We start from the raw sequence: 21076 nt of genomic DNA on the forward strand, positions 1-21076 counted from the left end.
GGTATTCCACGATGTGGACACCCCTTCTTCACCGGCCGCCCCGCCGCCCCGCCCCGCCTCAGTCGCGCAGTCCCGGCGCGGGCCGCGAGACCGCGGGCGGCAGCGAGTACGTGGGCGTCGGGGACACCGGGGCCGCCGGGGGCGGGGAGTCCTGGGGGCCCGGCGGCGCGGGAGTGCGGGCCGGGGGCGGGGTCGTGGATGTGGCGGCGTCGCGCGCCAGGCCGTCGAAGTCGACCAGGCCCGTCCCCTCCAGGACCTTGATGTGGTCGAGGACCGTGGTGTTCGCGTCGTCGGCGAGCGCCCGCACCTGGGAGTTGCGGGTGGTGGCGCGGACCTCCGCGACGAGGCTGAAGACCTTGCCGTGCGCGCGCCGCAGGATGTTCGCGAACTTCACGTCGTACGCCGTGCCGCGCTCCGCGCTCAGCTCCGCGAGCCAGCGGCGCTGCTGGGCGCTGGGCTGGCTCGGCAGTTCGAGCCGCAGCGCCGCCGCCACCTCGCGCACCCGCGCGTCCAGGAACGTGTGCCCCTCGACCAGGTGCTTGCCCGCGACGTGCACGGCCCGGGTGGTGCCGCGCTCCCCGGCCTGCTGGCCCGCGGGCAGCTCCCACAGGCCCGCGAGCCGCACCTTGCTGATGAAGTCCCGGTCGAGCGCGGACAGCGGTCCGTAGTCCGTCGACACGGTCTGCGAGGTGAGCGCGTCGAGGCCGGTGCCCGAGCGGTCCTCGTACGACCACACGGGATAGACCAGCGCGGCCAGCGTGACCACGAGCCCGGTGAGAACGAGACCGCTGCCGCTGATGATTCGGGAACGCATGACGCCTCCTGTCGCGCCACCGCACGCTAGTGCGCGGCGCGGGGGAGGCGTCCCGCATACCGGACGGAGTACGCCAACGGCTGTACGAGAAGCGGCAGTTGGTTACGTCGCCGGGGCGGGGTCGGCGTCCACGCCCGCGTGGCCGGGGGCGCGCCGCCGCGCCCTGCGCAGCGCGATCCTGGCCGTCCGCGTCCGCAGCCAGCGGGTGAGGGGGTGCCCGTCGAGCGGCTTCGGGCCCGAGCGCTCCAGCCACCAGGCCGTCAGCTCACCGCGCGCCGCCGCGTCCTCGGGCCGCCCGGCGAGCAGCAGGTGCTCGGCGAAGTCCAGCGCGTCCTGGCGGTAGCCGCCCGTCATGGGGCGGGTGCGGGCGTAGCCGAGGAAGTCCGCGCGGTACGACTCGCCGATGATCCACGGCAGTTCGGGGGCGACCTTCGCCACCACGTCCGCCCGCTTGGCGCCGAGCGCGCGGCTCTGCACCCGGAGCCGGGCCCCGTCGAAGCCCTCCGGCGCGGGGGTGCCCGCGACGAGGGCGGAGAGGAGGGCGGCCTGGGCGAGGGCGACGCGCTGGCGGGTCTCGGGGGTGGCGGCGGGGTCGGGCGCGGCGCCGTCGGCCGGGTCCGGGGCGGGGTCGGGCGCGGGGGCCGCCGCTGTGGACCTTGGCGTAGCCGTAGCCGTAGCCGTAGCCGTCGCCGTAGCCGTCGTCACCGTCTCCCGGATCGCCGTCAACTCCCGTTCCAGCTCGGCCTCCTCGGGGAAGTTCTCGTCCCGCTCCAGGAGCACGCCGGGCGGTCGGGTGCGCGAGGCGAGGTCGGCGAGGATGTCGAGGACGGGGCGCGGCACGGCGTGCGCGTGGCTGTCGTGCCACACGCCGTCCCGCTCGAAGCCGCCCGCCACATGGACGTACGCGATGGCCTCCACCGGCAGCTCGTCCAGGGCGCGGGACGGGTCCTCGCCCCGGTTGACGTGGTTGGTGTGCAGGTTGGCGACGTCGATGAGCAGCCGGACGCCGGTCCGCTCCACCAGCTCGTACAGGAACTGGCCCTCCGTCATCTCCTCGCCGGGCCAGGAGATGAGGGCGGCGATGTTCTCGACGGCGAGCGGCACGGGCAGTGCGTCCTGGGCGATGCGGACGTTCTCGCACAGCACGGCGAGCGCGTCCCGGGTGCGCGGCACGGGCAGCAGGTGGCCCGCTTCGAGGTGCGGTGAGGCGGTGAGGGCGCCACCGGCCCGTACGAACGCGATGTGCTCGGTGACGAGCGGCGAGCCGAGTGCCTCAGCGCGCTCCGCGAGGGCGGTGAGCCGGGCCTCGTCCGGGCGCTCCGCGCCGCCGAGGCCGAGCGAGACGCCGTGCGGCACGACGGTCACGCCGCGCTCGCGCAGCCGCAGCAGCGAGTCGGGCAGGTGGCCCGGGCACACGTTCTCGGCGACGGCCTCGACCCAGTCGATGCCGGGCATGCGCTCGACGGCGTCGGCGATCTCCGGACGCCATCCGATGCCGGTCCCCAGCTGAGCCATGGTTCCTCGTGCGGTCGTTCCCGGTGCGGTCGTTCCCCGTGCGGCGGCAGCCTCGCGTGCCGCCGTTCCCTGTGCTGCCTCTCCTGCCTGTACTGCTGTCGTCCCCCGTGCGGTCATCGTCGTTCCCCCTCCTTGCCGCTGGTCCTCCCCGGTCGTTCACGTAGCCGTAGTCATGACCGCGCCAGACCGGGGCGAACCTTCTGATCAGGGGTTTCAGAGCTACATTTGAGGTTCGGGCCGATCGGTGTTCACGGTGCCCGGAGCGCCGGGGGAGGGCCGTGAGGTGCCGGAGACATCGCCGGTGGGGGCGGCGGGGTCGGGCTGCGGGGGAGTGTTGCCGTCGGGCGGCGGAGGGCCTGTCGGGCTCGCGGTCGACTTGCCCGCGGTGTCGTTGGCGATGGCGTCGAAGTCGACGTAGCCGGTGCCTTCGAGCATCGTGATGTGGTCGAGGACGGTCTGGTTGGCGTCGGACGCGAGCTGGCGCACCAGGGAGTTGCGGGTGGTGTCGCGCACCTGGGCGACGAGGCTGAAGACCTTGCCGTGCGCGACGCGCAGCAGGTTGGCGAACTTGCGTTGGTAGTCCTCGCCGGTCGCGGCGGTCAACTCCCGCAGCCAGCCCTGCTGCTGGGCGGTGGGCTGGTTCGGCAGCTCGACGCCGAGCTGCGAGGCGATGCCGCGCACCCGCTCGTCGAGGTCGGTGTGGCCGACGATCAGATGGTCGCCCGCCTCCTTGACGGCCTTGCTCGGCGCGCGCTCCACGGCCTGTTGTCCGGCGGGTATCTCCCAGAGCCCGGCGAGGCGGACCTTCACCAGGAAGTCCCGGTCGGTGGCGGACAGCGGGCCCCAACGGGTGGACACGCTCCCGGCGTTGAGGTTCGCCTCGCCCGTGCCCGAGCGGTCGGCGTAGGACCACACCGGGAAGGCGAGGGCGCCCACGGTGACGACGAGGGCCGCGATGATCAGGGCCGTGCCGTTGATACGCCCCATGTGCCTGATGCGCTGCAAAGTGCCTCCCGAGCCGCATCCCGGCCGGGGGCCGGGCCACTTGGTGGTACGGGAAGGTACGGGAGGGGCGGGGCCGGTGTTCAGCGACGTGAAGGTTCTGTGACGGGGGTCACGTTCCGGGGGTGTGGGGGCGGGTGACGCGCGGCCTCGGCGTTGTCGGTGCCGTCCACTAGGGTCCGGAAGGACAGAGGCCGCACGGGGAATTGGGGAGGGGCCATGGCGCCTGCGGAGCCGATCGACTTGATCCGCCTGGAGGGCGAGGACAACAGCGTCGTCGTCAGGATCACCGGAAAGCGTCCCGCGCCGGGGCGTCCCGGAATCGACGAACTCGTCGGCGAGATCCTCGTCGACACCGCCTTCGTCCGGGGGACGCTCGCCACGTCGGTGTCCCCGGAGGACCTCACCGAGTGGCGCGAGACCCTCGACGCCCTCGACGGCGGCGACGACAGTGCCTGGCGCGAGGGTGGCCGCGCCCCCGAACTCCTCGTCGAACTGGACCCGGACGGCGAGCGCGCCCACGTCACGATCGCCGACCACACGATGTCCCTGACCACGGTCACGGCGACCGTCACGCTCACGGACGAGTGGTTCGACGAGGCGTACGACCGGCTGGACGCGACGTTGCGGGCCTGGCCGGTGGAGGGGGCGTTGCAGGGGTGAGGGCAGGTGCCCGTGTCACGGCTCGGCCACGATGCGTGCACCCGCCGACACCGGCGTTCACACCTCCTCCACAATTGGATGTCTACGTACCGTCCTTGGGGGGACAGAACATGAACGCCAGCACGATCGACGACGACGCCGAACGCGGCGGCGGCACCGGGACCGCCGCCGTCCACACCGGCACCGCCACCAGAAGCACCCTGTTCGCCGCGGCCGCGGTGCTCACGCTGGGCGCGGCCCTGACCGCCTGCGGCGACGGCGACAAGCCGCGCCCCGCCGTGACGGTCACCAAGACCGTCACGGCGGGCGACGCGCCCGCCGGCTCGGAGGCGTCGGACTCCGAGCCGTCGCCGGAGTCCGAGTCCGAGCCCGACGAGGCCGCCGAGGCCAAGGACGACACCCTGGGGCTCACCGGCACCGCGGTCTACGAGAACAAGAACGAGGTGTCCCTGTCGTCCTTCTCGCGGGGCGTCTCGGGCCCGTACGCCTCGCCGGAGCGCACCCCGTACGTCAAGTTCACGCTGAAGCTCAAGAACGGCACGGACAAGGTCATCGACATGAGCGCGCTGTCGGTCCTGTGCCAGTACGGGCACGAGGCCAAGGACGGCGAGCAGATCTTCGACAGCGAGAACGGCCTGGACGGACCGCCCCAGACCCATCTGCGCCCCGGCCGCTCCATCACGGCGACGCTGGGCTGCGAACTGCCCACGTCGCAGAAGCACCTGCAGATCGAGGTCACGCCGGACTTCGAGACGGAGGCGGCGATCTTCTCGGGGAAGGTGAAGTAGGCCGGGGCGGCCGCCGGTGGGCGGAGCGCCGGGCGGGGCTCAGGGGCGCCGCAGGGCCGGGTGGTCCGCCACCACCGTGCAGGAGCCGGGGGCGATCTCCGTGAAGCCCGCGTCGCGGACCACGGGAAGGCCGCTCGTGGTCAGTTCGGGCCAGCGGGACGCGGGGGCCGTGCGGACGGACAGGGGGAAGCCCGCGTCGCGCCAGGCCGTGCGGGCCGGGGCGGAGAGGTCCCACCAGGCCAGCTGGGCGCCGTGGCCCGCCTGGGCCATCGCCTTGCCCGCCGACATGTCGATGCCGGGGTTCAGCCAGAGGACGGGGGTGGACGGGTCGGGGTCCCGAGGCGGCTCCGGGTCGTCCAGGTCCGTGCCGGAGACCTGGAGGCGGGCCAGGTCCTTGGGCCAGCCGTCGAGCGGCACCGGCGGATAGACCCGCACCTCGGCCGACTTGCCCGTCACCGTGATCCCGGGCAGCGCCTCCGCCTTCCGCCACTCCGCGCCGCGCGCCCTGCGCACCACCTTGCGGATGCGGGCGTCCTGCCAGTCCCGCATCACCTGCGCCCACTGCCCCTCGCCCAGCGCCCGCTCGTCGCTCAGGATCGTCAGGACCGCGCGGGCCGCCGTCTCCAGCGCGTCCGTACGGGCCGGGGGCGCGGCCCGCTCGATCCGGGCCACCAGGGGCAGCACGAACTGCGGGGCCTCGTCGCGCGGCGTGCGCTCGACGCGGAAGGGGCTGCTCGGAGCGGCGCCCTCGGCGGCCGGGGTGCCCTGGATGTACCGGGAGGACTGGGAGGACCGGGAGGACTGGGAGGACTGTGCCGCCTCGGAAGCCTGCGTGGTCGGGGAGTCGTCCGGGCGGGGCGCGTTGCTGGTCACCCGTCCAGTCTGCCAGGGCGGTGATCGCCGCCCCGCTCAGCCCGAGCAAGCCGTCCGCTGGGCCTCCTGCCACTCGCAGACCGGGCACAGGGTGGCGCCGCGGTGGGACTCCGGGTACTCCGTGGGCTTCCTGCACAGCACGCACTCCGCGAACGGCGGGCCCTGCGGCGGGCGGGGGCCGGTCGCAGGGGTCGGGGCGCAGTACTCGTCGTCCGCCATGGTGACGAGCCTAGGTTCTGCCCGGCTGTCCGGGCGACCGGGGTGACAGGGGCTGTCAGGCAGCCGCAGGGGCGCCGGACAGCAGCCGGGCAGTCGTAGCAGGGCCGCCGGGCATCAGCCGGGCCTGCCGTACAGCCTCCGCATGCCGCGTCAGCCGAGGCCCATGAGGCGCAGGAGGGTCTCGCGGTTGGTCAGGCCGGTGTGCGAGCCGGTCTTCCGGCCCTGTTCGAAGGCCACCGCCATCGGCACGGACCGGACGCCGTACCGGCGCGACGTCTCGGGGCAGTCGTCGATGTCGACGGAGACGACCCGGACCTCGGTCCGGAAGTCCTCCGCGATCTTCTCCACGACCGGAGCCAGCTGCTTGCACGGTCCGTTCCACGAGGCGCGGAACACCACAAGGACCGGCACGGGGGCGTTGAGGACCCCCTCGTCGAAGTCGGCGTCCTTCGTGACGGCCTGTACGAACTGACTGCTTGTCATGCCGCTCTCCCCGGACTCGGCAGCGCACGCCGTATCGGACAGCGCTTCACGCTAGCGCCGGCGCCGACGGTCCAGGAAGAGCCGGATCAGGCCGCCCTGCCCTCCTTCGGTGCGCGCGCGGCCCCGATCTGCTCCGAGACCCGGACGAAGCGGAACCCGCGCTCGCGCAGCTTCGGGACGATCGTGCGCAGGGCGCGCTCCGTCGCGGGCGCGGCGCTGCGGGTGCAGTGCAGGACGACGACCGAGCCCGGCCGCACCCCGCCGAGCACCTGCCGCGCCACCGCGCCGGGATCCGTGGCGAACGCGTCGCCGCCCACCACGTCCCACTGCACGGCGGTCACCCCGGCCGGGGCGAGCGCGCGCAGCGCCCGCTGGTCGTAACAGCCGCCCGGGAAGCGGAAGTACGGCACCGGGCGCTCGACGCCCGCCCTGCGGAAGGCGGCGAAGGCGCGCTCCACGTCGGCGCGCATGCGGTGCGGGGCGACGGTGGGCAGGCCGTAGCAGTCGCGGGTGAAGGAGTAGTGGCTGTACGAGTGGTTGGCGACCTCGAAGAGGGGGTCCCGGCCGATGGCCCTGGCCTGCGCCGGGTACTCCTCCGCCCACCGGCCCGTCATGAAGAACGTCGCCGGGACTTCCAGGCGGCGCAGCGTGTCGACGAGCGCCGGGTTGTCGAAGCGCTCGCCCGCCCGGGCGCGCGGGCCCTGACCGGCCGTCATGTCGGCGTCGAAGGTGAGGGCGACCGTGGGCGCGCCCTGCTTGGCGCGGGGAGCGTTCTTGAAGACCGGGGTGAGGCCCTGGGGGCCCAGGGCGAGGGTGGGCGGGGCGGCCTTCTGGGGGCTGTGGTGGGGAGCGGGGCTGTGGGGGCGGGTGGGGGTGGAGGGTGAGGCGCAGGCGCTGAGGGCGGTCAGTGCCGCCGCGGCGAGTGCGGCCAGGGAGGCGCGGGCGGCCCGCTGCCGTGCACGAGTGATCATGCGGTGAAGATAACTGTGCAAATAGGATTAATCGGGTAGGCGAGGCCCGCCCGAGGGGGTGCCGGGCCGAAGCGCGGGCGGGCCGCCGAAGGCAGGGCGCCGAGGCCCGCGGGAGCTGCCGAAGCAAGCGCGACGCCGCAGCGCGCGGACCCCGAAGCCCACGGAAGAGCCGTAGCTCACTGTGGACCGCGTGGGAGAGGATGCGTGCCCGGCCCATGATCGTAGGAAAGGACGTGCCCCATGCCCGCCTCCCTCTACAACGTCGCCTTCGGCTGCGCGGACGCGTACGGACTCGCGCGGTTCTGGAGCGAGGTGGTGGGGCATTCGCTGGACGAGGAGGACCGGCCGGGCGACCCCGTCGCCGTGATCGCGCTGCCCACCGGCCTGCACCTGTACTTCGAGAACATCCCCGAGCCCAAGAACGGCAAGAACCGCGTGCACGTGTGCCTCCGGCCGGACGGGCCGCGCGACGAGGAGGTCGAGCGGCTCCGGGGCGTCGGCGCGACCGTGGTCGCCGACCGGCGCGAGCCCGACGGCACCGGGTGGGTCGTCTTCGCGGACCCGGAGGGCAATGAGTTCTGTGTGCTGCGCAGCGCGGCGGAACGGGACCGGGGCGAGGCCGTGACCTGCGGCGGGGCGAACTCGGAGTGAGGCGTGCGGGTGGCGCGGCGGACGGCGTTCGCCGGGGAGGTCCGGGTTTGCCAGGGGGCGGCCGCTGTGGAATCGTCCTGAGGTCCTGACTTCCCCGGACGCTTCCCGGTCGCGCCGCGGCCCCGGGCCCCGCGCACCCGCGACCACGAGGAGTTGACGAGCCGTCGATGTCCGACCACACCGACATCACCTGGGCCGAGGACGTCCGGCCGACCAGGCCCCGGCCGGGGCGCCGGTCCGGGCACGGTCCGGGACATGAGGCGGCCCCCGGCGCAGGCGGCCACACGGACGGCGGCCGCGACCGCGACGGCACCCCCGCCCCCCACGACGCCCCCGAGGGCAGCCCCGCCCCCGACAACGCCCCCACCACCCTCACCCACACCACCCCCTGGCACTCCGAGAGCGGACTCCCCGCCCCCCGGCGCGTGATCGTCGCCGACGACCGGATGAAGGCCGACGCCGCCTACCGCCTGGTGTGCGAGGGCACCGCGCTGCTGTGGCGCGGGGACTACCAGGGCGCCCGGCAGCTCCTGCGCGCCCTCGGGCGGCGCCTCGACCGGCTGACGCCGAAGCCGGGGGCCACCCCGGCCGAGACGTTCCACCGGCACCGGCAGGCCCGCGGCCACCGCGCCAGGGTCCTCGGCATGCTCCTCGTCGTCCTGGAGGACGACCACGGGCTCGCCCTGCGCCGCGCCCCCGACGTCCGGGCCGCCTGCACCGAGGCCTACGGCCCGCCCCGGCACCGCACCGTCGTGTCGCTGCGCGAGCTGCTCGGTGTGATCGGCGCCCACGAGTGGCGCCGCAAGGGCGTGCCGATCCCGGCGCTCGACGCCCGCATCCACCCGCACTACGGCGTGTTCTCCCCGGTCAGGGGCGAGTACGTCGACCTCGTCGGCGAGGCCCCGCTGCCCGCCGCCGCCCAGGGCGCCCCCGCGACCGCCTTCGACCTCGGCACCGGCACCGGCGTGCTCGCCGCCGTCCTCGCACACCGCGGCCTCGGCCGGGTCGTCGCCACCGACAGCAGCCCCCGCGCGCTCGCCTGCGCGCGCGACAACGTCGAACGCCTCGGCATCGGCGACCGCGTGCACGTCACCGACAGCGGCGACCTCTATCCGACGGGCCGCGCCGCCCTCGTCGTCTGCAACCCGCCGTGGCTCCCCGCCCGCCCCACCTCCAGCGTGGAACAGGGCGTGTACGACCCGGGCGGCGCCATGCTCCTCGCCTTCCTCGAAGGGCTCGCCGAGCATCTGGAGCCCGGCGGCGAGGGCTGGCTGATCCTCTCCGACCTCGCCGAACACCTGGGTCTGCGCACCCGCGACGAACTCGTCGGCGCCTTCGACGCAGCGGGCCTGCGCGTCGTCGACCGCCTCGACGCCAAGCCCCGCCACCCCCGCGCGAGCGACACCACCGACCCCCTGCACGCCGCCCGCGCCGCCGAGGTCACCTCCCTGTGGCGGCTCGCCGCAGCGATCTGAGCCGAAGTCCGCGCCGGGCCCCGGCCGCTCAGCCCTCGCTCAGGAGCCGGGCCTTGCACTCCGCCACGTCGAAGTCCGCCTTCGGGTACTGCGGGTCGAGCGCCTCCAGGTGCTCGCGCAGGAGGGTGCTGATGGCCCAGTTCCGGTACCACTTGCGGTCCGCGGGGATCACGAACCAGGGGGCCGCGGCCGTCGAGCAGCGCTCCAGGGCGAGGCTGTACGCCTCCTGGTACGCAGGCCACACCGCCCGCTCCTCGATGTCGCCCGGGTTGAACTTCCAGTGCTTCTCGGGGGTGTCGAGGCGGGCCGCGAGGCGGCGGCCCTGCTCCTCGTACGAGAGGTGGAGGAAGCACTTCACGACCGTGACGCCGTCGTCGGCGAGGGACTGCTCGAAGCGGTTGATCTGGGCGTAGCGGCGGGTGACCTGGGCGCGCGGGACCAGGTCGCGGACGCGCGCGATGAGGACGTCCTCGTAGTGCGAGCGGTCGAAGATGCCCAGCTCGCCCGCCTCGGGCAGCGCCTTGCGGATGCGCCACAGGAACGGGTGCGCGCGCTCCTCGGCCGTCGGCGCCTTGAACGCCCGGATGCGGCAGCCCGACGGGTTGAACAGGCCGACGACGTGCTTGATCGTGCCGCCCTTGCCGCTGGTGTCCATGCCCTGGAGGACCAGGAGCAGCCGGCGCGGGTCGCCCTTCGTGCTCGCCGCGTACAGACGCTCCTGGAGGTCCGCGAGATGTTCACCCATACGGGCGGTCGCCGCGAGCCCGGCCGCCTTGTCCGCCGGGCCCGCGGGGGTCGCGGACGCGTCCTGGGCGGCGAGGTCGTAGGGCTTGCCCTCGGGGACGCGCAGCAGGTCGCTGAGCCGGAGCGCGGGTTCAGCGGCAGCGGCCTTGTCCTTCTTGCCCCGGCCGGGGGAGCCGCTGCCGTGCCGCGCGCCCTTCTTGCCCCTGTCCCCTTTGGCCTTGCCCTCGCCCTTGGCCCCGCCCTTGTTCGTGCCCTTGGCCACAGCCCGCACCTCTTCCGGTCGCCTGCCCCGATCGTGCGCCGGGGCAGGCGGCGGCGCTACCTGTGCCGCGGTGCTACCGGTGCCAGGGGCCCGTCACGGCGAACGTGGTGCCGGGCGTGTAGCAGTTCACGTACATCGTGTCGTGGTCGGGGGAGAAGGCGACGCCCGCGAACTCGCCCCACTCGGGCTCCTCGGGGGTGCCTGTGTTCTGGGCGTTGCGCGCCATCGCGTACACCTTGCCGCCGCGCGTGACGCCGTACACGTGCTGGGTGCCGCCGCCGTCCTCGCACACCATCAGGCCGCCGCTGGGCGCGAGGCAGATGTTGTCCGGGGACTCGCCGGGGAGCTGGATGTCGGTGTCGGGGCCGAAGACGATCACGAGGGTGAGGCGGCGGCGCGCCGGGTCGTAGCGCCAGACCTGGCCGTAGTGGTCGCCCGCGGAGCCCTCCGCGCTGCGCGCGTAGCTGGAGACGAAGTACACGCAGCGCCCGCCCCAGTAGCAGCCCTCCAGCTTCTGGGCGTGCGTGACGCCCTTCGGCCCGAAGTCCTGGTTCCGGATGGGTGTCCGGACGGCCAGCGGGTCGGGTACGTCGGCCCACTCGACGCCGTCGAAGGTGGCGCCGGTCTCCTGGACCGCGGACAGGTCCGGCAGGCCGGGCACGCGCATCGCCTGGAGCCGTCCGCCCGCGCGCAGCGAGCCCCTGCCGCCCTCGGGCTTGTCCGGCAGGAAGCGGTAGAACAGGCCGAACGGCTTCTGGAAGGCGTCCTCGGTCTCGTAGACGACACCGCGCCACGGGTCGACGGCGACCGCCTCGTGCTGGAAGCGGCCCATGGCGGTCAGCGGCACGGCTCCCGTGCGCCGCGGATCCACCGGGTCGACCTCGAAGATGAAGCCGTGGTCCTTGGTGTAGCCGTTCGTGCCGGCCTTGTCCTCGGTCTCCTCGCAGGTCAGCCAGGTGCCCCAAGGGGTGGGGCCGCCCGCGCAGTTGACGGCCGTACCGGCGATGGCGACGCGCTCGTCGACGACCCGGCCGTGCCGGTCGAGCCCGAGCGCCGTACAGCCGCCCTTGGCCATCGGGTCGTAGGTGAGGCCCTTGACGGTCGGGACGCCGAGCTTCGCGGTGACGCGGTTCTCGTGGTTGCGGACGAGGTGGACCCCGCCGCGGCGGCCCCGGAACGCCGCCATCCCGTCGTGATTGCTGGGGACCTTGCCCTCGCCCGAGCGCAGTTCGTCGCCCTCGCGGGAGAGGACCCGGTAGCGGAATCCTTTCGGCAGATCGAGCAGGCCCTCGGGGTCGGGCACGAGCGGGCCGTAGCCCGCCTTGCCCTGGGTGGCCGCGGTGGCCGTGCCCGCGAACAGCTCCGACAGGGCGCCGGTGAAGGCGATGGACGCCCCCAGGGCTCCGGTGCCGGCGAGCACTTGACGTCTGGTCGCGGACAGCTTGGCGTCCGACATGGGGCAACCTCCTGCTGGCGGACAGGAACATGACCCGCACGTGTGTAGCACGCAGGCGGCCCGCGCACGAGGGTTTGGACACCCCCGCGATCAACGTCGCCGGGACGGCCGGTCAGTCCCGCACGAGCCCCTTCGCGTCGCGCGCGAGGGCCGTGAGCCGCGAGATCGCCCGGAAGTACTTCTTCCGGTAGCCGCCGTTCAGCATCTCCTCGCTGAACAGCTTGTCGAACGGGACACCGGAGGCGAGCACCGGCACCTCCCGGTCGTAGAGGCGGTCGGCGAGGACGACCAGGCGCAGCGCCGTCGACTGGTCGGGCACCGGCGTGACGTCCGTGAGGCACACGGCCGTGACGCCGTCGGTGAGGGCGCCGTACCGGCTCGGGTGCACGCGCGCGAGGTGGCCGAGCAGGTGCGGGAAGTCGTCGAGGGCGGCGCCCTCGGTGGCGTACGCGGCCTTGGTGACCTGCTCGTCGGAGTACGGCGTGGGGGCCTCGGGCAGACCCCGGTGGCGGTAGTCCTCGCCGTCGATGCGCAGCGCCTCGAAGTGGGCCGAGAGGCCCTGGATCTCGCGCAGGAAGTCGACGGCGGCGAACCGGCCCTCGCCCAGCTTCCCGGGCAGCGTGTTGGAGGTCGCCGCGAGCGCCACGCCCGCCTCGACGAGCTTGCCGAGCAGCGACGACACCAGGACGGTGTCGCCCGGGTCGTCCAGCTCGAACTCGTCGATGCACAGCAGGCGGTGGCCGCTGAGCGTGCGCACCGTCTGCTGGAAGCCGAGCGCGCCGACGAGGTTGGTCAGCTCCACGAACGTGCCGAAGGCCTTGAGCGCGGGCTCGGCCGGGGTGGCGTGCCACAGCGAGGCGAGCAGGTGGGTCTTGCCGACGCCGTAGCCGCCGTCCAGGTAGACGCCCCGGGGCCCGCTCGGGGCCGGTTGCTTCGCCCGGGAGAACCAGCGCCGCTTGCCCGATCCCGACGCGTGCGCCCCGCCGAGCCCGCCCGCGAAGGAGCTGAGGACGCGCACGGCCTCGCTCTGGCTGGGCTGTCCCGGGTCCGGGACGTACGTATCGAAGCGGACCGAGTCGAAGCGCGGCGGCGGCACCATCTCGGCGACGAGACGGTCCGCGGGCACCTGCGGCTCGCGGGCGCACAGGGACACGGGGCCCGCTTCGGCTATGGGGCTCTGCCCGGCGGCAGGGGAGGTTGCTGACACGATTCTCCATCGTAGAGCCGTCGCCGGGCCGTGTAAGACTGCCCGGCATGCGACGCCTGTTCCCTGTGACCGACCACACAGTCGAATCGACCCCGGACGGGAGCGCCCCGGCGGCCGTCCGGGACCGGGCCGCCGAGGACCACGAGTGGTCCCTGGACGAGCTGGCCGACGCGTACGCCTACCCCGCCGGGACCGGCCCCTGGCTGCGCGCCAACATGGTCTCGACGCTGGACGGCGCCGCCCAGCACGACGGCCGTTCCCAGCCCATCTCCAACGCCACCGACATGCGGATCTTCGGCACCCTGCGCGGGCTCGCCGACGTGGTCGTGGTGGGTGCGGAAACGGTACGCCAGGAGGGCTACCGGCCCGCCCGCGCCCGGGACGCCTTCGCGGCCCGCAGGGCGGCGGCCGGACAGCCCCCGGCCCCGGCGGTCGCGGTCGTCAGCGCGAGCCTCGACCTGGACTTCCGCCTGCCCCTGTTCACCGCCCCGCTCACCCCCACCCTCGTGGTCACCGGCGCCGCCGCACCCGCCGACCGGGTGGCCGCGGCCCGCGAGGCGGGCGCGGACGTGGTGATGGCGGGTGAGGGCGCGGTGGCGGACCCCGCGCGGGTCGTGCGGGAACTCGGCGAGCGAGGTCTGACCCGGCTGCTCACCGAGGGTGGGCCGAGGATGCTCGGCCAGTTCGTGGCGGCGGGCGCGCTCGACGAGCTGTGCCTGACGGTGTCGCCGATGCTGACGGCGGGGGACGCCCAGCGGATCGCGGGCGGACCCGGTGTCGCGGTGCCCGAGAAATTCGTACTGGCGTCCGTTCTGGAGGAGTCCGGGTTCCTGTTCACCCGATACCGCCGGGGCTCCTGACAATCGGCGGAATATTCCGTTCCGTTTCGCTTTCGCGGGGCACACTAAATCTCGCAGCCCCCGCTCGGGCAGGGGCAGGATGGTTTCCGCAGGGGGCCAGAGACACGGCCAACGGAGGAGAAGGGCGCCTGTCGTGTTCACAAGCGTATTGATGATCGAGAAGGCCCTGACGTCCGCCGACGTGGAGTTCGTCACCACCTTGCACAGCGACGAGCCGGTCACCTTCCACGTGCTGCTCCAGCCCCGCGGCGACCAGGCGGACCGCCTGCTGCGGGCCATCGACGACGTCGCCCTCGGCGAGCTCGACGAGGCCGTCCGCGAGGGCGACGTGCCCGAGGGCAAGGACGCGGTGGGCCCGGCCGGGCAGGCGCTCCAGGTGTCCCTCCTGGCGCTGCGGGCGGCGGGCAGCGAGGCCACCGGCCGCCTGATCGAGTCCCACCCCCTGGACGCGCTCCAGGAGCTGGTCGACGACGTGGGCGCGGACGAGGTCATCGTGCTGACCGAGCCGCACCTGGTGGAGGAGTTCTTCCACCGCGACTGGGCCTCCCGGGCCCGCCACAAGGTGGGCGTACCGGTCCTGAAGCTGTTCGCGCACAGTACGTGACCACGGACGCGCGCGGCTCGGCGCCGGACAGGGCTGGAATCAGCCCGTCCGGCGCTTGAGGACGAGGCCGCGGGCCGATCAACCCAGGGCGGCGGGGCCCAGTAGGCTGGCCCCGCGCACGTGACCGTCCCACCCTTCGGAGAGAACTCGATGCCCACCGCCATGGACCGACCGCACTTCATCGGCATCGGCGGCGCCGGAATGTCGGGCATCGCGAAGATCCTCGCCCAGCGCGGCGCGAAGGTCGCGGGCAGCGACGCCAAGGACTCCGCCACCGCCGAGGCCCTGCGCGCGCTCGGCGCCCGGGTGCACATCGGCCACGCCGCCGACCACCTCGCCGACGACGCCACCTGCGTCGTCGTCTCCTCCGCGATCCGCGCCGACAACCCGGAGCTGGCCCGCGCCGCCGAGCTCGGCATCCCCGTGGTACACCGCTCGGACGCGCTGGCCTCCCTGATGGACGGCCTGCGCCCGATCGCCGTCGCCGGCACCCACGGCAAGACCACCACCACGTCGATGCTCGCGGTCAGCCTCGCCGCCCTCGGCCTGCACCCCTCGTACGCCATCGGCGGCGACTTGGACGCGCCCGGCTCCAACGCCGACCACGGCAGCGGCGAGATCTTCGTCGCCGAGGCCGACGAGAGCGACCGCAGCTTCCACAAGTACGCCCCCGAGGTCGCCATCGTCCTCAACGTGGAGCTGGACCACCACGCCAACTACGCCTCGATGGACGAGATCTACGAGTCCTTCGAGACCTTCGCCGACCGCATCGTGCCCGGCGGGACGCTCGTGATCGCGGCGGACCACGAGGGCGCCCGGGAGCTGACCCGGCGCGTCGTCAAGCGCAAGCCCGACCTCAGGGTCGTCACCTACGGCGAGGCCGCCGACGCCGACGTGCGGATCACCGACGTGACCCCGCAGGGCCTCAAGAGCGACGTGACCGCCGTCATCGACGGCACCGAGCTGCGCTTCGCCGTCTCCGTGCCCGGCCGCCACTACGCCCACAACGCCGTCGCCGCCCTCGCCGCGGGCGTCGCCCTCGGCATCCCGGCCGCCGAGCTGGCCCCCGCCCTCGCCTCGTACACGGGCGTGAAGCGCCGCCTCCAGCTCAAGGGCGAGAGCGCCGGAGTGCAGGTCGTCGACTCCTACGCGCACCACCCGACGGAGATGACCGCCGACCTGGAGGCCATGCGCGGCGCCGCCGCCGACGCCCGCCTCCTGGTGCTCTTCCAGCCGCACCTGTTCTCCCGCACCCAGGAGCTCGGCACGGAGATGGGCGCGGCCCTGGCGCTCGCCGACGCCTCCGTGGTCCTGGACATCTACCCGGCCCGCGAGGACCCGATCCCCGGCGTGACCAGCGACCTCATCATCGACGCCGCGCGCGCCGCGGGCGCCGACGTGACGGCCGTGCGCGACAAGGCGGCGGCGCCCGCGGTGATCGCGGGAATGGCGCGGCCCGGCGATCTCGTTCTCACCATGGGAGCGGGCGACGTCACCGACCTCGGCCCGCTCGTCCTGGCCGAGCTGTCGAAGTAGCCCGCCCCGGCGGGCCGGAATGTCCACGAAGGGGATGCGACCCATGTCGTACGACGTCGAGAAGCCCGACGAGCAGTGGCGCGCGGAGCTGACCCCCGCCGAGTACCAGGTCCTTCGTCAGGCCGGCACGGAACCCGCGTTCCGGGGCGAGTACACCGACACCAAGACCAAGGGCGTCTACTCCTGCCGGGCCTGCGGCGCGGAGCTCTTCACGTCGAACGAGAAGTTCGAGTCGCACTGCGGCTGGCCCAGCTTCTACGACCCGCGGGACGCCGAGGCCGTCGAGCTGATCCAGGACACCTCGCACGGCATGGTCCGCACCGAGGTGCGCTGCGCCCGCTGCGGCTCGCACCTCGGGCACGTCTTCGAGGGCGAGGGCTATCCGACGCCGACGGACCAGCGGTACTGCATCAACTCCATCTCGCTGCGCCTCACCGCCGACGAGAGCTGACCGGATCCCGGCTCAGCGGGGCCGTGGTCCGCGACTAGCGTGAGGGCATGTCGACCACGGGGGCCCGCGGGCCGGTTGGAGCGAGGTGTCCCGGCTGCGGCGGCGCGGACGTCGCCGCGGTGCGGGACGCGGCGGGCGGCCGGGGAGCCGCCCGCAAGGAGCTGGCGGCCCGGCTCGCCAAGGGGCCGGACAAGTCCGGCGACGGACTGCTGCACTTCGCCGAGGGCATGGTGCTCGTCGCCCTCTCCCTCGCCTGGGCGTGGATGGGGACGGACCCGGAGAAGCCGCTGTACGTCTGGGGCGGGATCGTCCTCGCCGTCCTCCTGTTCATCGCCACGATCGTCGTGGTGCGCGGCGACGGACGCGAGAAGGCCGCGGAGCGGGCCGGTGCGGCGCGCGCCGCCGCGCTCTGGGACCCCGCGCACTACTGCCGCGGGTGCGAGTCCGTGTTCTGCCCCCAAGGGGAGCCGTGGCCGGGCCTGCTGACGCCGGAGCAGTTCAAGCGTCTCGTGTGGGACGAGGCCGGGTACGCCGACCAACTGCCGCCGGGGGAGCGCGGGAACAGGGCGAAATGAGGGGTTACCGAGGGGCGTGTTACGGGAGTTCGGTCGTGCGCCGGTAGTGCGCTCCCGTGCGCCGTGAGATTTCCTCGAACGATGCGTTCCGGTTCCGCGTTCACCTAGCTAAGGTGTTCGTCAACTCGGGGGCGACGTTCATTCAAGTACAAGAAACACGGAGCCGCACGTGATCTCTGCACGGCGTTCGAACCGGCACGACCTCTCCTCCCCGCTCCCCGGCGAGGAGAAGATCTTCATGTGGATCTGGCGGGGCTAGTCACCCCGGGCTCCGTGACGGCGAGGCGGAGATCCCGCGCCCGTCCGGCACAGCCGAGCCGTTCGTACAAATCCAGCGCGTCCTCCGCGAAACCCCGTGCGGAGGGCGCGTCCTGCGTGTGCGGGGCCGTGCGGGCGAGGCCGTCCAGGGACCGGGCCGCGGCCAGCGGGCTGCCGACCTCCCTGGCCAGGCGCAGCGCCTCGCGGAGCACGTCGAGCGCCGCCTCGTACCGGCCGAGCAGCCGCAGCGCCGTGCCGGTGCCGAGGAGGGCGGCCTGCAGGTCGAAGGGGCTGCCGACGCTGCGGGCGATGCGCTCCGCCTCCGCGAAGTGCCACAGCGCCTCGCCGGGCCGCCGGTCGCCGGTGTACGCCGAACCCAGGCTGATCAGGGTGTCCGACTCGCCGCGCGCGTCGCCCGCCGCGCGGTAGCTGGTCAGGGCGCGGCGGAAGTACGTGAGGGCCTGCTCCACCTGGCCGGTGGCCTCGCAGACGCTGCCCAGGTTCGTGAGCAGGTTCGCCCGCTCCTGCCTGCCCCCGACGCGGTGGGCCAGGCGCAGGGAGCGCTCGAAGTGGGCGCGGGCCTCGTCGTGGCGGCCGTCGAGGCGGTACACCTCACCCACGTTGTTCAGGGCCCGCAACTGGCCGTACAGGGAGCCGGTCTCCTCATGGATGCGCAGCATCGTGCGGAACTGCTCCAAGGCCTCCCGGTGGCGGCCCGCCGCGTGCAGCGCCACCCCCATCATGTTGGCCACGTCCGCCCGGCCGGTGGCGTCGTCCACCCGCTCGTACAGGGTGTGCGCCGCCCGCAGCACCCGCAGGCACAGGCCGCCGCGGCCCGCCGCGAAATGGGCGCGGCCGGACTGGAAGAGGGCGTCCGCCCGGCCGCGCGCGTCGTTCAAGTCCTGAAAGAGCAGCAGCGCCTCGGTCGCCCGGTGCAGGGCCTTCGCGTGGTCCTTCTGCGTCAGTACGTCGGCGTGCTCGACCAGGGTGCGGGACAGCGCGACCCGGTCCTCGCGCAGCCGGGCCGCGGCCACCGCCGCCTCGAACAGCTCCGCCGCCAGGTCCCAAGTGCCCCACAGGCGCAGTGACTTGGCGAGGACGTGCGGGAACAGCACCGCGTGCTCCGGCGACTGCGCGGCCGCCGCGCGGGCCACGGCGAGGAGGTTGCCGCGCTCCACGCTCAGCCAGGCCGCGGCCTCGTCCGCGCTGTCGGCGCCGCCGAAGTCCGGTGCGTACGGGCAGGTCAGATGCGGCCCCGGCGCCAGGACGCGGCGGTGCGGGTCGACGCGGACGGCGGCGCGGTGAGCCCCCGTCAGATAGCAGTCGAGCAGCCGCGCGAGCGCCGCCCGGCGGGTGGAGTGCGGCTCGTCGCGGGTGCACATCCGCAGGCCGAAGGCGCGGGTGAGGTCGTGCAGGCGGTAGCGGTCGGCCACCGGCTCCTCGACGAGGTTGCGGTCAAGGAGCTGATCGAGGATCTTGCGGGTGCGGGCGGTCTCCCGGGGCGGGTCGGGGGCCGCCTTCTCGGCGCCGGGCGCGGTGTGCTCCGCCGCGAGCGCCGTCGCCGCGCGCAGGGTGATGTCCGGGCCCGGATGGAGCGCGAGGCGGCGCAGCAACCTCGCGGCCTGCGGGGGCAGTTCGGTGTACGAGAGCGAGAAGGCCGACGCCACCGCGTCGCTGTCGAACTCGTCGAGCGGGTCGGCGGCCTGGACGAGCCGGTCGGTGAGGTGGTCCAGGCTCCAGGAGTCCCGGTGCCGGAACTGGCTCGCGAGGAGCTGGAGCGCGAGCGGGTGGCGGCCGCAGGCGGCGACGGTCCGCGTGAGCGCCGAGGGTTCGGTGGGCAGCCGCCTTGCCCCGGCGACCCGCGTGAACAGCGTCGCGGCCTCCGCCGTGGACAGCACCTCCAGGTACAGGGGCGTCGCACCGGCCAGGCCCGTGAGCCGGTTCCTGCTGGTCACGAGGACACGGCAGGACGCGGCGCCGGGCAGCAGCGGGCGGACCTGCTCGGCGTCGCGGGCGTTGTCGAGCACGACGAGGACCCGCCGCCGCGCCGTCCACTCCCGCCAGCGCGTCACGCGCGCGTCGAGGGAACCGGGCAGCTCGCCCGTGAACCCGGCCGCGTGCAGCAGGACGGCCAGAGCCTCCGCCGGGTCGTACGGGGGCAGCGCGCCGTAGCCGCGCAGGTCGACGTAGAACTGGCCGTCCGGGCAGGCCGGGTGCAGGCGGTGCGCGGCGTGCAGCGCGAGCGCGGTCTTGCCGACGCCGGGCATGCCGTGGATGACGGTGAGGGGGAGGGAGGTGCGGGGGGCGGCCGGGGCGCCGGGGCGAGAGGGGTGGGCGGGGTCGGCGTCGGTGTGGGCGTCGGGGCCGCCTTCGGTGAACTCGCCGAGCAGGACGCGCAGTTCGCTGGCCCTGCCGGTGAAGTCCCGGATGTCGCGGGGGAGGTTGGTGCGCGGTCCGTCGCCGCTGTCCGGTCCGGCCGGGCTGTCGGGGCGGCCCGGGCTGTCCTTCCCGGGGCCGTGGTCCTCTTGGCCGGCCGTGTCCGGGGCGTCCTTCTCCGGGGTGCCGTGGGGTGAGGCCGAAGCGCGACGCTCAGCGGCCGGGGCGGACGCGGTGGACGAGGCAGGCGCGGTGAACGAGGTGGACGTGAGGGACGCGGAGTGCCCCCGCGAGTCCGGTGTGGTCGTCATCAGCACCCGGTCCTGCTCCAGGATGCGCAGGTGCAGCTCCTGGAGTTCGGCGCAGGGTTCGATGCCCTGGCCGCTGTGCAGCCGGGCCCGGGTGGCGCGGTACAGACCGAGGGCCTCGTCGTCGCGGCCCGAGCGGTACAGGGCCAGCATCAGGGCGGCGACGACCCGTTGGGCCAGGGGGTTCTGGGCGGCCAGCTCGCGCAGCTCGCCGATGAGGTCGGCGTGCCGGCCGAGGTCGAGCTCCAGGCGGATGCGTTCCTCGCGCACCCGGCGGTGGTCCTCCAGGAGGCGGGCGCGCGCCGACCGCGCCCAGGCGCCGGTGAACTCCGTCAGCGGCTCGCCCCGCCACAGCGACTCCGCGGTGCGCAGCAGGTCGACGGCGCGCCCGCTGTCGCCCTGCCGGGCGGTCACGGCGGCCTCGGTGCGCAGCCGCCGGTAGCGCAGCAGGTCGACGGCGTCCGGCGCGACCCGTAATCGGTACAGGCGTGGCGCGTACCGCTCCAGGCAGGCCTGGTCGCCCGCCGCCCGCGTCAGCCGCGAACGCAGCCGGGACAGATAGCTCTGGAGCGTGTCCTGGGCCGTGCGGGGCGGCTCGTCGGCCCACACGCGGTCCATCAGGGTGTCGAGGGAGACCGGCTCGCCGTGGGCGTGCACCAGGACCGCGAGCACGCACAGCTCCTTCGGCGACCCCAGCTCGCAGCGCACGCCGTCCTGCCAGAGTTCGAGCGGCCCGAGGGCCCGTAAGTCCACCGTCACCCCCGATGGGCGCACGCCCGGCGGGCACACCGCGCCGCCGCCGTCGGCCGTCCCGCACGCGTGTCCATGGGCGGAACATTCCCCCGCCCGGCCCGGTGAACCTCAACAGGCTTGACCAACAAGGGAGTTGAGGTGCGGGTGGTGTGCGCCGGTGTGAGCCGGAGTACTGGCGTATGCCCTCGGCGAGCGGCACTCGGACTGCAGGATTCCTGCAATGCCGCCATCC

General features: G+C 74.0%; 20 protein-coding genes. 9 read left to right on the plus strand and 11 right to left on the minus strand.

Annotated elements, in window-relative coordinates; genetic code table 11:
- Nucleotides 1-58 precede the first annotated feature (58 nt).
- The 3 genes from AB6L24_RS35515 to AB6L24_RS35525 all read right to left on the minus strand — a co-directional run bounded on the left by AB6L24_RS35515 (nt 59) and on the right by AB6L24_RS35525 (nt 3316).
- On the minus strand, nt 59-814 hold the full coding sequence (locus AB6L24_RS35515; RefSeq protein ID WP_405662324.1) for a DUF4142 domain-containing protein: 756 nt from the start codon (nt 812-814) through the stop codon (nt 59-61).
- 102 nt (nt 815-916) lie between these two features.
- Nucleotides 917-2329, minus strand: a complete 1413-nt coding sequence (locus AB6L24_RS35520) for a DUF692 domain-containing protein (protein WP_405662327.1) — start codon at nt 2327-2329, stop codon at nt 917-919.
- Between the two features lie 219 nt (nt 2330-2548).
- Entirely contained in the window at nt 2549-3316 is a 768-nt protein-coding gene (locus AB6L24_RS35525; protein ID WP_405662330.1) for a DUF4142 domain-containing protein, read from the minus strand.
- 234 nt (nt 3317-3550) lie between these two features.
- Between AB6L24_RS35525 and AB6L24_RS35530 the strand changes: the two genes are divergently transcribed.
- The gene (locus tag AB6L24_RS35530; protein WP_405662332.1) at nt 3551-3994 is read left to right on the plus strand and encodes a DUF5959 family protein; all 444 of its coding nucleotides are present in this window, start codon (nt 3551-3553) and stop codon (nt 3992-3994) included.
- Nucleotides 3995-4104: 110 nt separating this feature from the next.
- Entirely contained in the window at nt 4105-4782 is a 678-nt protein-coding gene (locus tag AB6L24_RS35535) for a hypothetical protein (protein WP_405662335.1), read from the plus strand.
- A gap of 39 nt (nt 4783-4821) precedes the next feature.
- Here AB6L24_RS35535 and AB6L24_RS35540 read toward each other — a convergent pair whose 3' ends face one another.
- The 4 genes from AB6L24_RS35540 to AB6L24_RS35555 all read right to left on the minus strand — a co-directional run bounded on the left by AB6L24_RS35540 (nt 4822) and on the right by AB6L24_RS35555 (nt 7328).
- Nucleotides 4822-5553, minus strand: a complete 732-nt coding sequence (locus AB6L24_RS35540) for a peptidyl-tRNA hydrolase (RefSeq protein ID WP_405663551.1) — start codon at nt 5551-5553, stop codon at nt 4822-4824.
- 138 nt (nt 5554-5691) lie between these two features.
- On the minus strand, nt 5692-5874 hold the full coding sequence (locus AB6L24_RS35545) for a hypothetical protein (RefSeq protein WP_405662338.1): 183 nt from the start codon (nt 5872-5874) through the stop codon (nt 5692-5694).
- A 150-nt stretch (nt 5875-6024) separates the two neighbouring features.
- Nucleotides 6025-6357: a thioredoxin family protein gene (locus tag AB6L24_RS35550; protein WP_405662341.1), complete on the minus strand. Its 333-nt coding sequence runs from the start codon at nt 6355-6357 to the stop codon at nt 6025-6027.
- Between the two features lie 86 nt (nt 6358-6443).
- Complete coding sequence (locus AB6L24_RS35555; protein ID WP_405662343.1) at nt 6444-7328, minus strand: polysaccharide deacetylase family protein; 885 nt, start codon at nt 7326-7328, stop codon at nt 6444-6446.
- 240 nt (nt 7329-7568) lie between these two features.
- On the opposite strand from AB6L24_RS35555, the gene AB6L24_RS35560 reads away from it, so the two are divergent.
- Both AB6L24_RS35560 and AB6L24_RS35565 read left to right on the plus strand, forming a co-directional pair.
- Nucleotides 7569-7979 (plus strand): VOC family protein, encoded by a 411-nt coding sequence (locus AB6L24_RS35560; protein ID WP_405662346.1) that lies wholly within the window; start codon nt 7569-7571, stop codon nt 7977-7979.
- Nucleotides 7980-8146: 167 nt separating this feature from the next.
- Entirely contained in the window at nt 8147-9454 is a 1308-nt protein-coding gene (locus AB6L24_RS35565) for a methyltransferase (protein ID WP_405662348.1), read from the plus strand.
- A 28-nt stretch (nt 9455-9482) separates the two neighbouring features.
- On the opposite strand, the gene AB6L24_RS35570 is transcribed toward AB6L24_RS35565, so the two are convergent.
- The 3 genes from AB6L24_RS35570 to zapE form a co-directional block, all read right to left on the minus strand.
- A complete protein-coding gene (locus AB6L24_RS35570) occupies nt 9483-10460 on the minus strand; it encodes a PPK2 family polyphosphate kinase (RefSeq protein ID WP_405662350.1) in 978 nt (325 codons plus the stop codon).
- A 73-nt stretch (nt 10461-10533) separates the two neighbouring features.
- Nucleotides 10534-11916: an alkaline phosphatase PhoX gene (locus AB6L24_RS35575; RefSeq protein ID WP_405662352.1), complete on the minus strand. Its 1383-nt coding sequence runs from the start codon at nt 11914-11916 to the stop codon at nt 10534-10536.
- A gap of 112 nt (nt 11917-12028) precedes the next feature.
- The gene (gene zapE / locus AB6L24_RS35580; RefSeq protein ID WP_405662354.1) at nt 12029-13123 is read right to left on the minus strand and encodes a cell division protein ZapE; all 1095 of its coding nucleotides are present in this window, start codon (nt 13121-13123) and stop codon (nt 12029-12031) included.
- A 47-nt stretch (nt 13124-13170) separates the two neighbouring features.
- On the opposite strand from zapE, the gene AB6L24_RS35585 reads away from it, so the two are divergent.
- From AB6L24_RS35585 to AB6L24_RS35605, 5 genes are all read left to right on the plus strand, one after another.
- Complete coding sequence (locus AB6L24_RS35585; protein WP_405662356.1) at nt 13171-13983, plus strand: pyrimidine reductase family protein; 813 nt, start codon at nt 13171-13173, stop codon at nt 13981-13983.
- A gap of 133 nt (nt 13984-14116) precedes the next feature.
- Entirely contained in the window at nt 14117-14587 is a 471-nt protein-coding gene (locus tag AB6L24_RS35590; RefSeq protein ID WP_405662359.1) for an indole-3-glycerol phosphate synthase, read from the plus strand.
- Nucleotides 14588-14749: 162 nt separating this feature from the next.
- On the plus strand, nt 14750-16123 hold the full coding sequence (gene murC, locus AB6L24_RS35595) for a UDP-N-acetylmuramate--L-alanine ligase (protein WP_405662360.1): 1374 nt from the start codon (nt 14750-14752) through the stop codon (nt 16121-16123).
- Nucleotides 16124-16166: 43 nt separating this feature from the next.
- Nucleotides 16167-16574: a peptide-methionine (R)-S-oxide reductase MsrB gene (gene msrB / locus AB6L24_RS35600; protein WP_030360292.1), complete on the plus strand. Its 408-nt coding sequence runs from the start codon at nt 16167-16169 to the stop codon at nt 16572-16574.
- A 47-nt stretch (nt 16575-16621) separates the two neighbouring features.
- Nucleotides 16622-17149 (plus strand): hypothetical protein, encoded by a 528-nt coding sequence (locus tag AB6L24_RS35605; protein ID WP_405662362.1) that lies wholly within the window; start codon nt 16622-16624, stop codon nt 17147-17149.
- Between the two features lie 236 nt (nt 17150-17385).
- Here the strand turns inward: AB6L24_RS35605 and AB6L24_RS35610 are convergent, their stop codons facing one another.
- Nucleotides 17386-20844 carry an AfsR/SARP family transcriptional regulator gene (locus AB6L24_RS35610; RefSeq protein ID WP_405662364.1) on the minus strand — a complete coding sequence of 1153 codons (3459 nt, stop codon included), beginning with the start codon at nt 20842-20844 and terminating at the stop codon, nt 17386-17388.
- Nucleotides 20845-21076 lie beyond the last annotated feature (232 nt).

It is taken from the genome of Streptomyces sp. RK9, assembly GCF_045070545.1.
GTDB lineage: Bacteria > Actinomycetota > Actinomycetes > Streptomycetales > Streptomycetaceae > Streptomyces > Streptomyces alboflavus.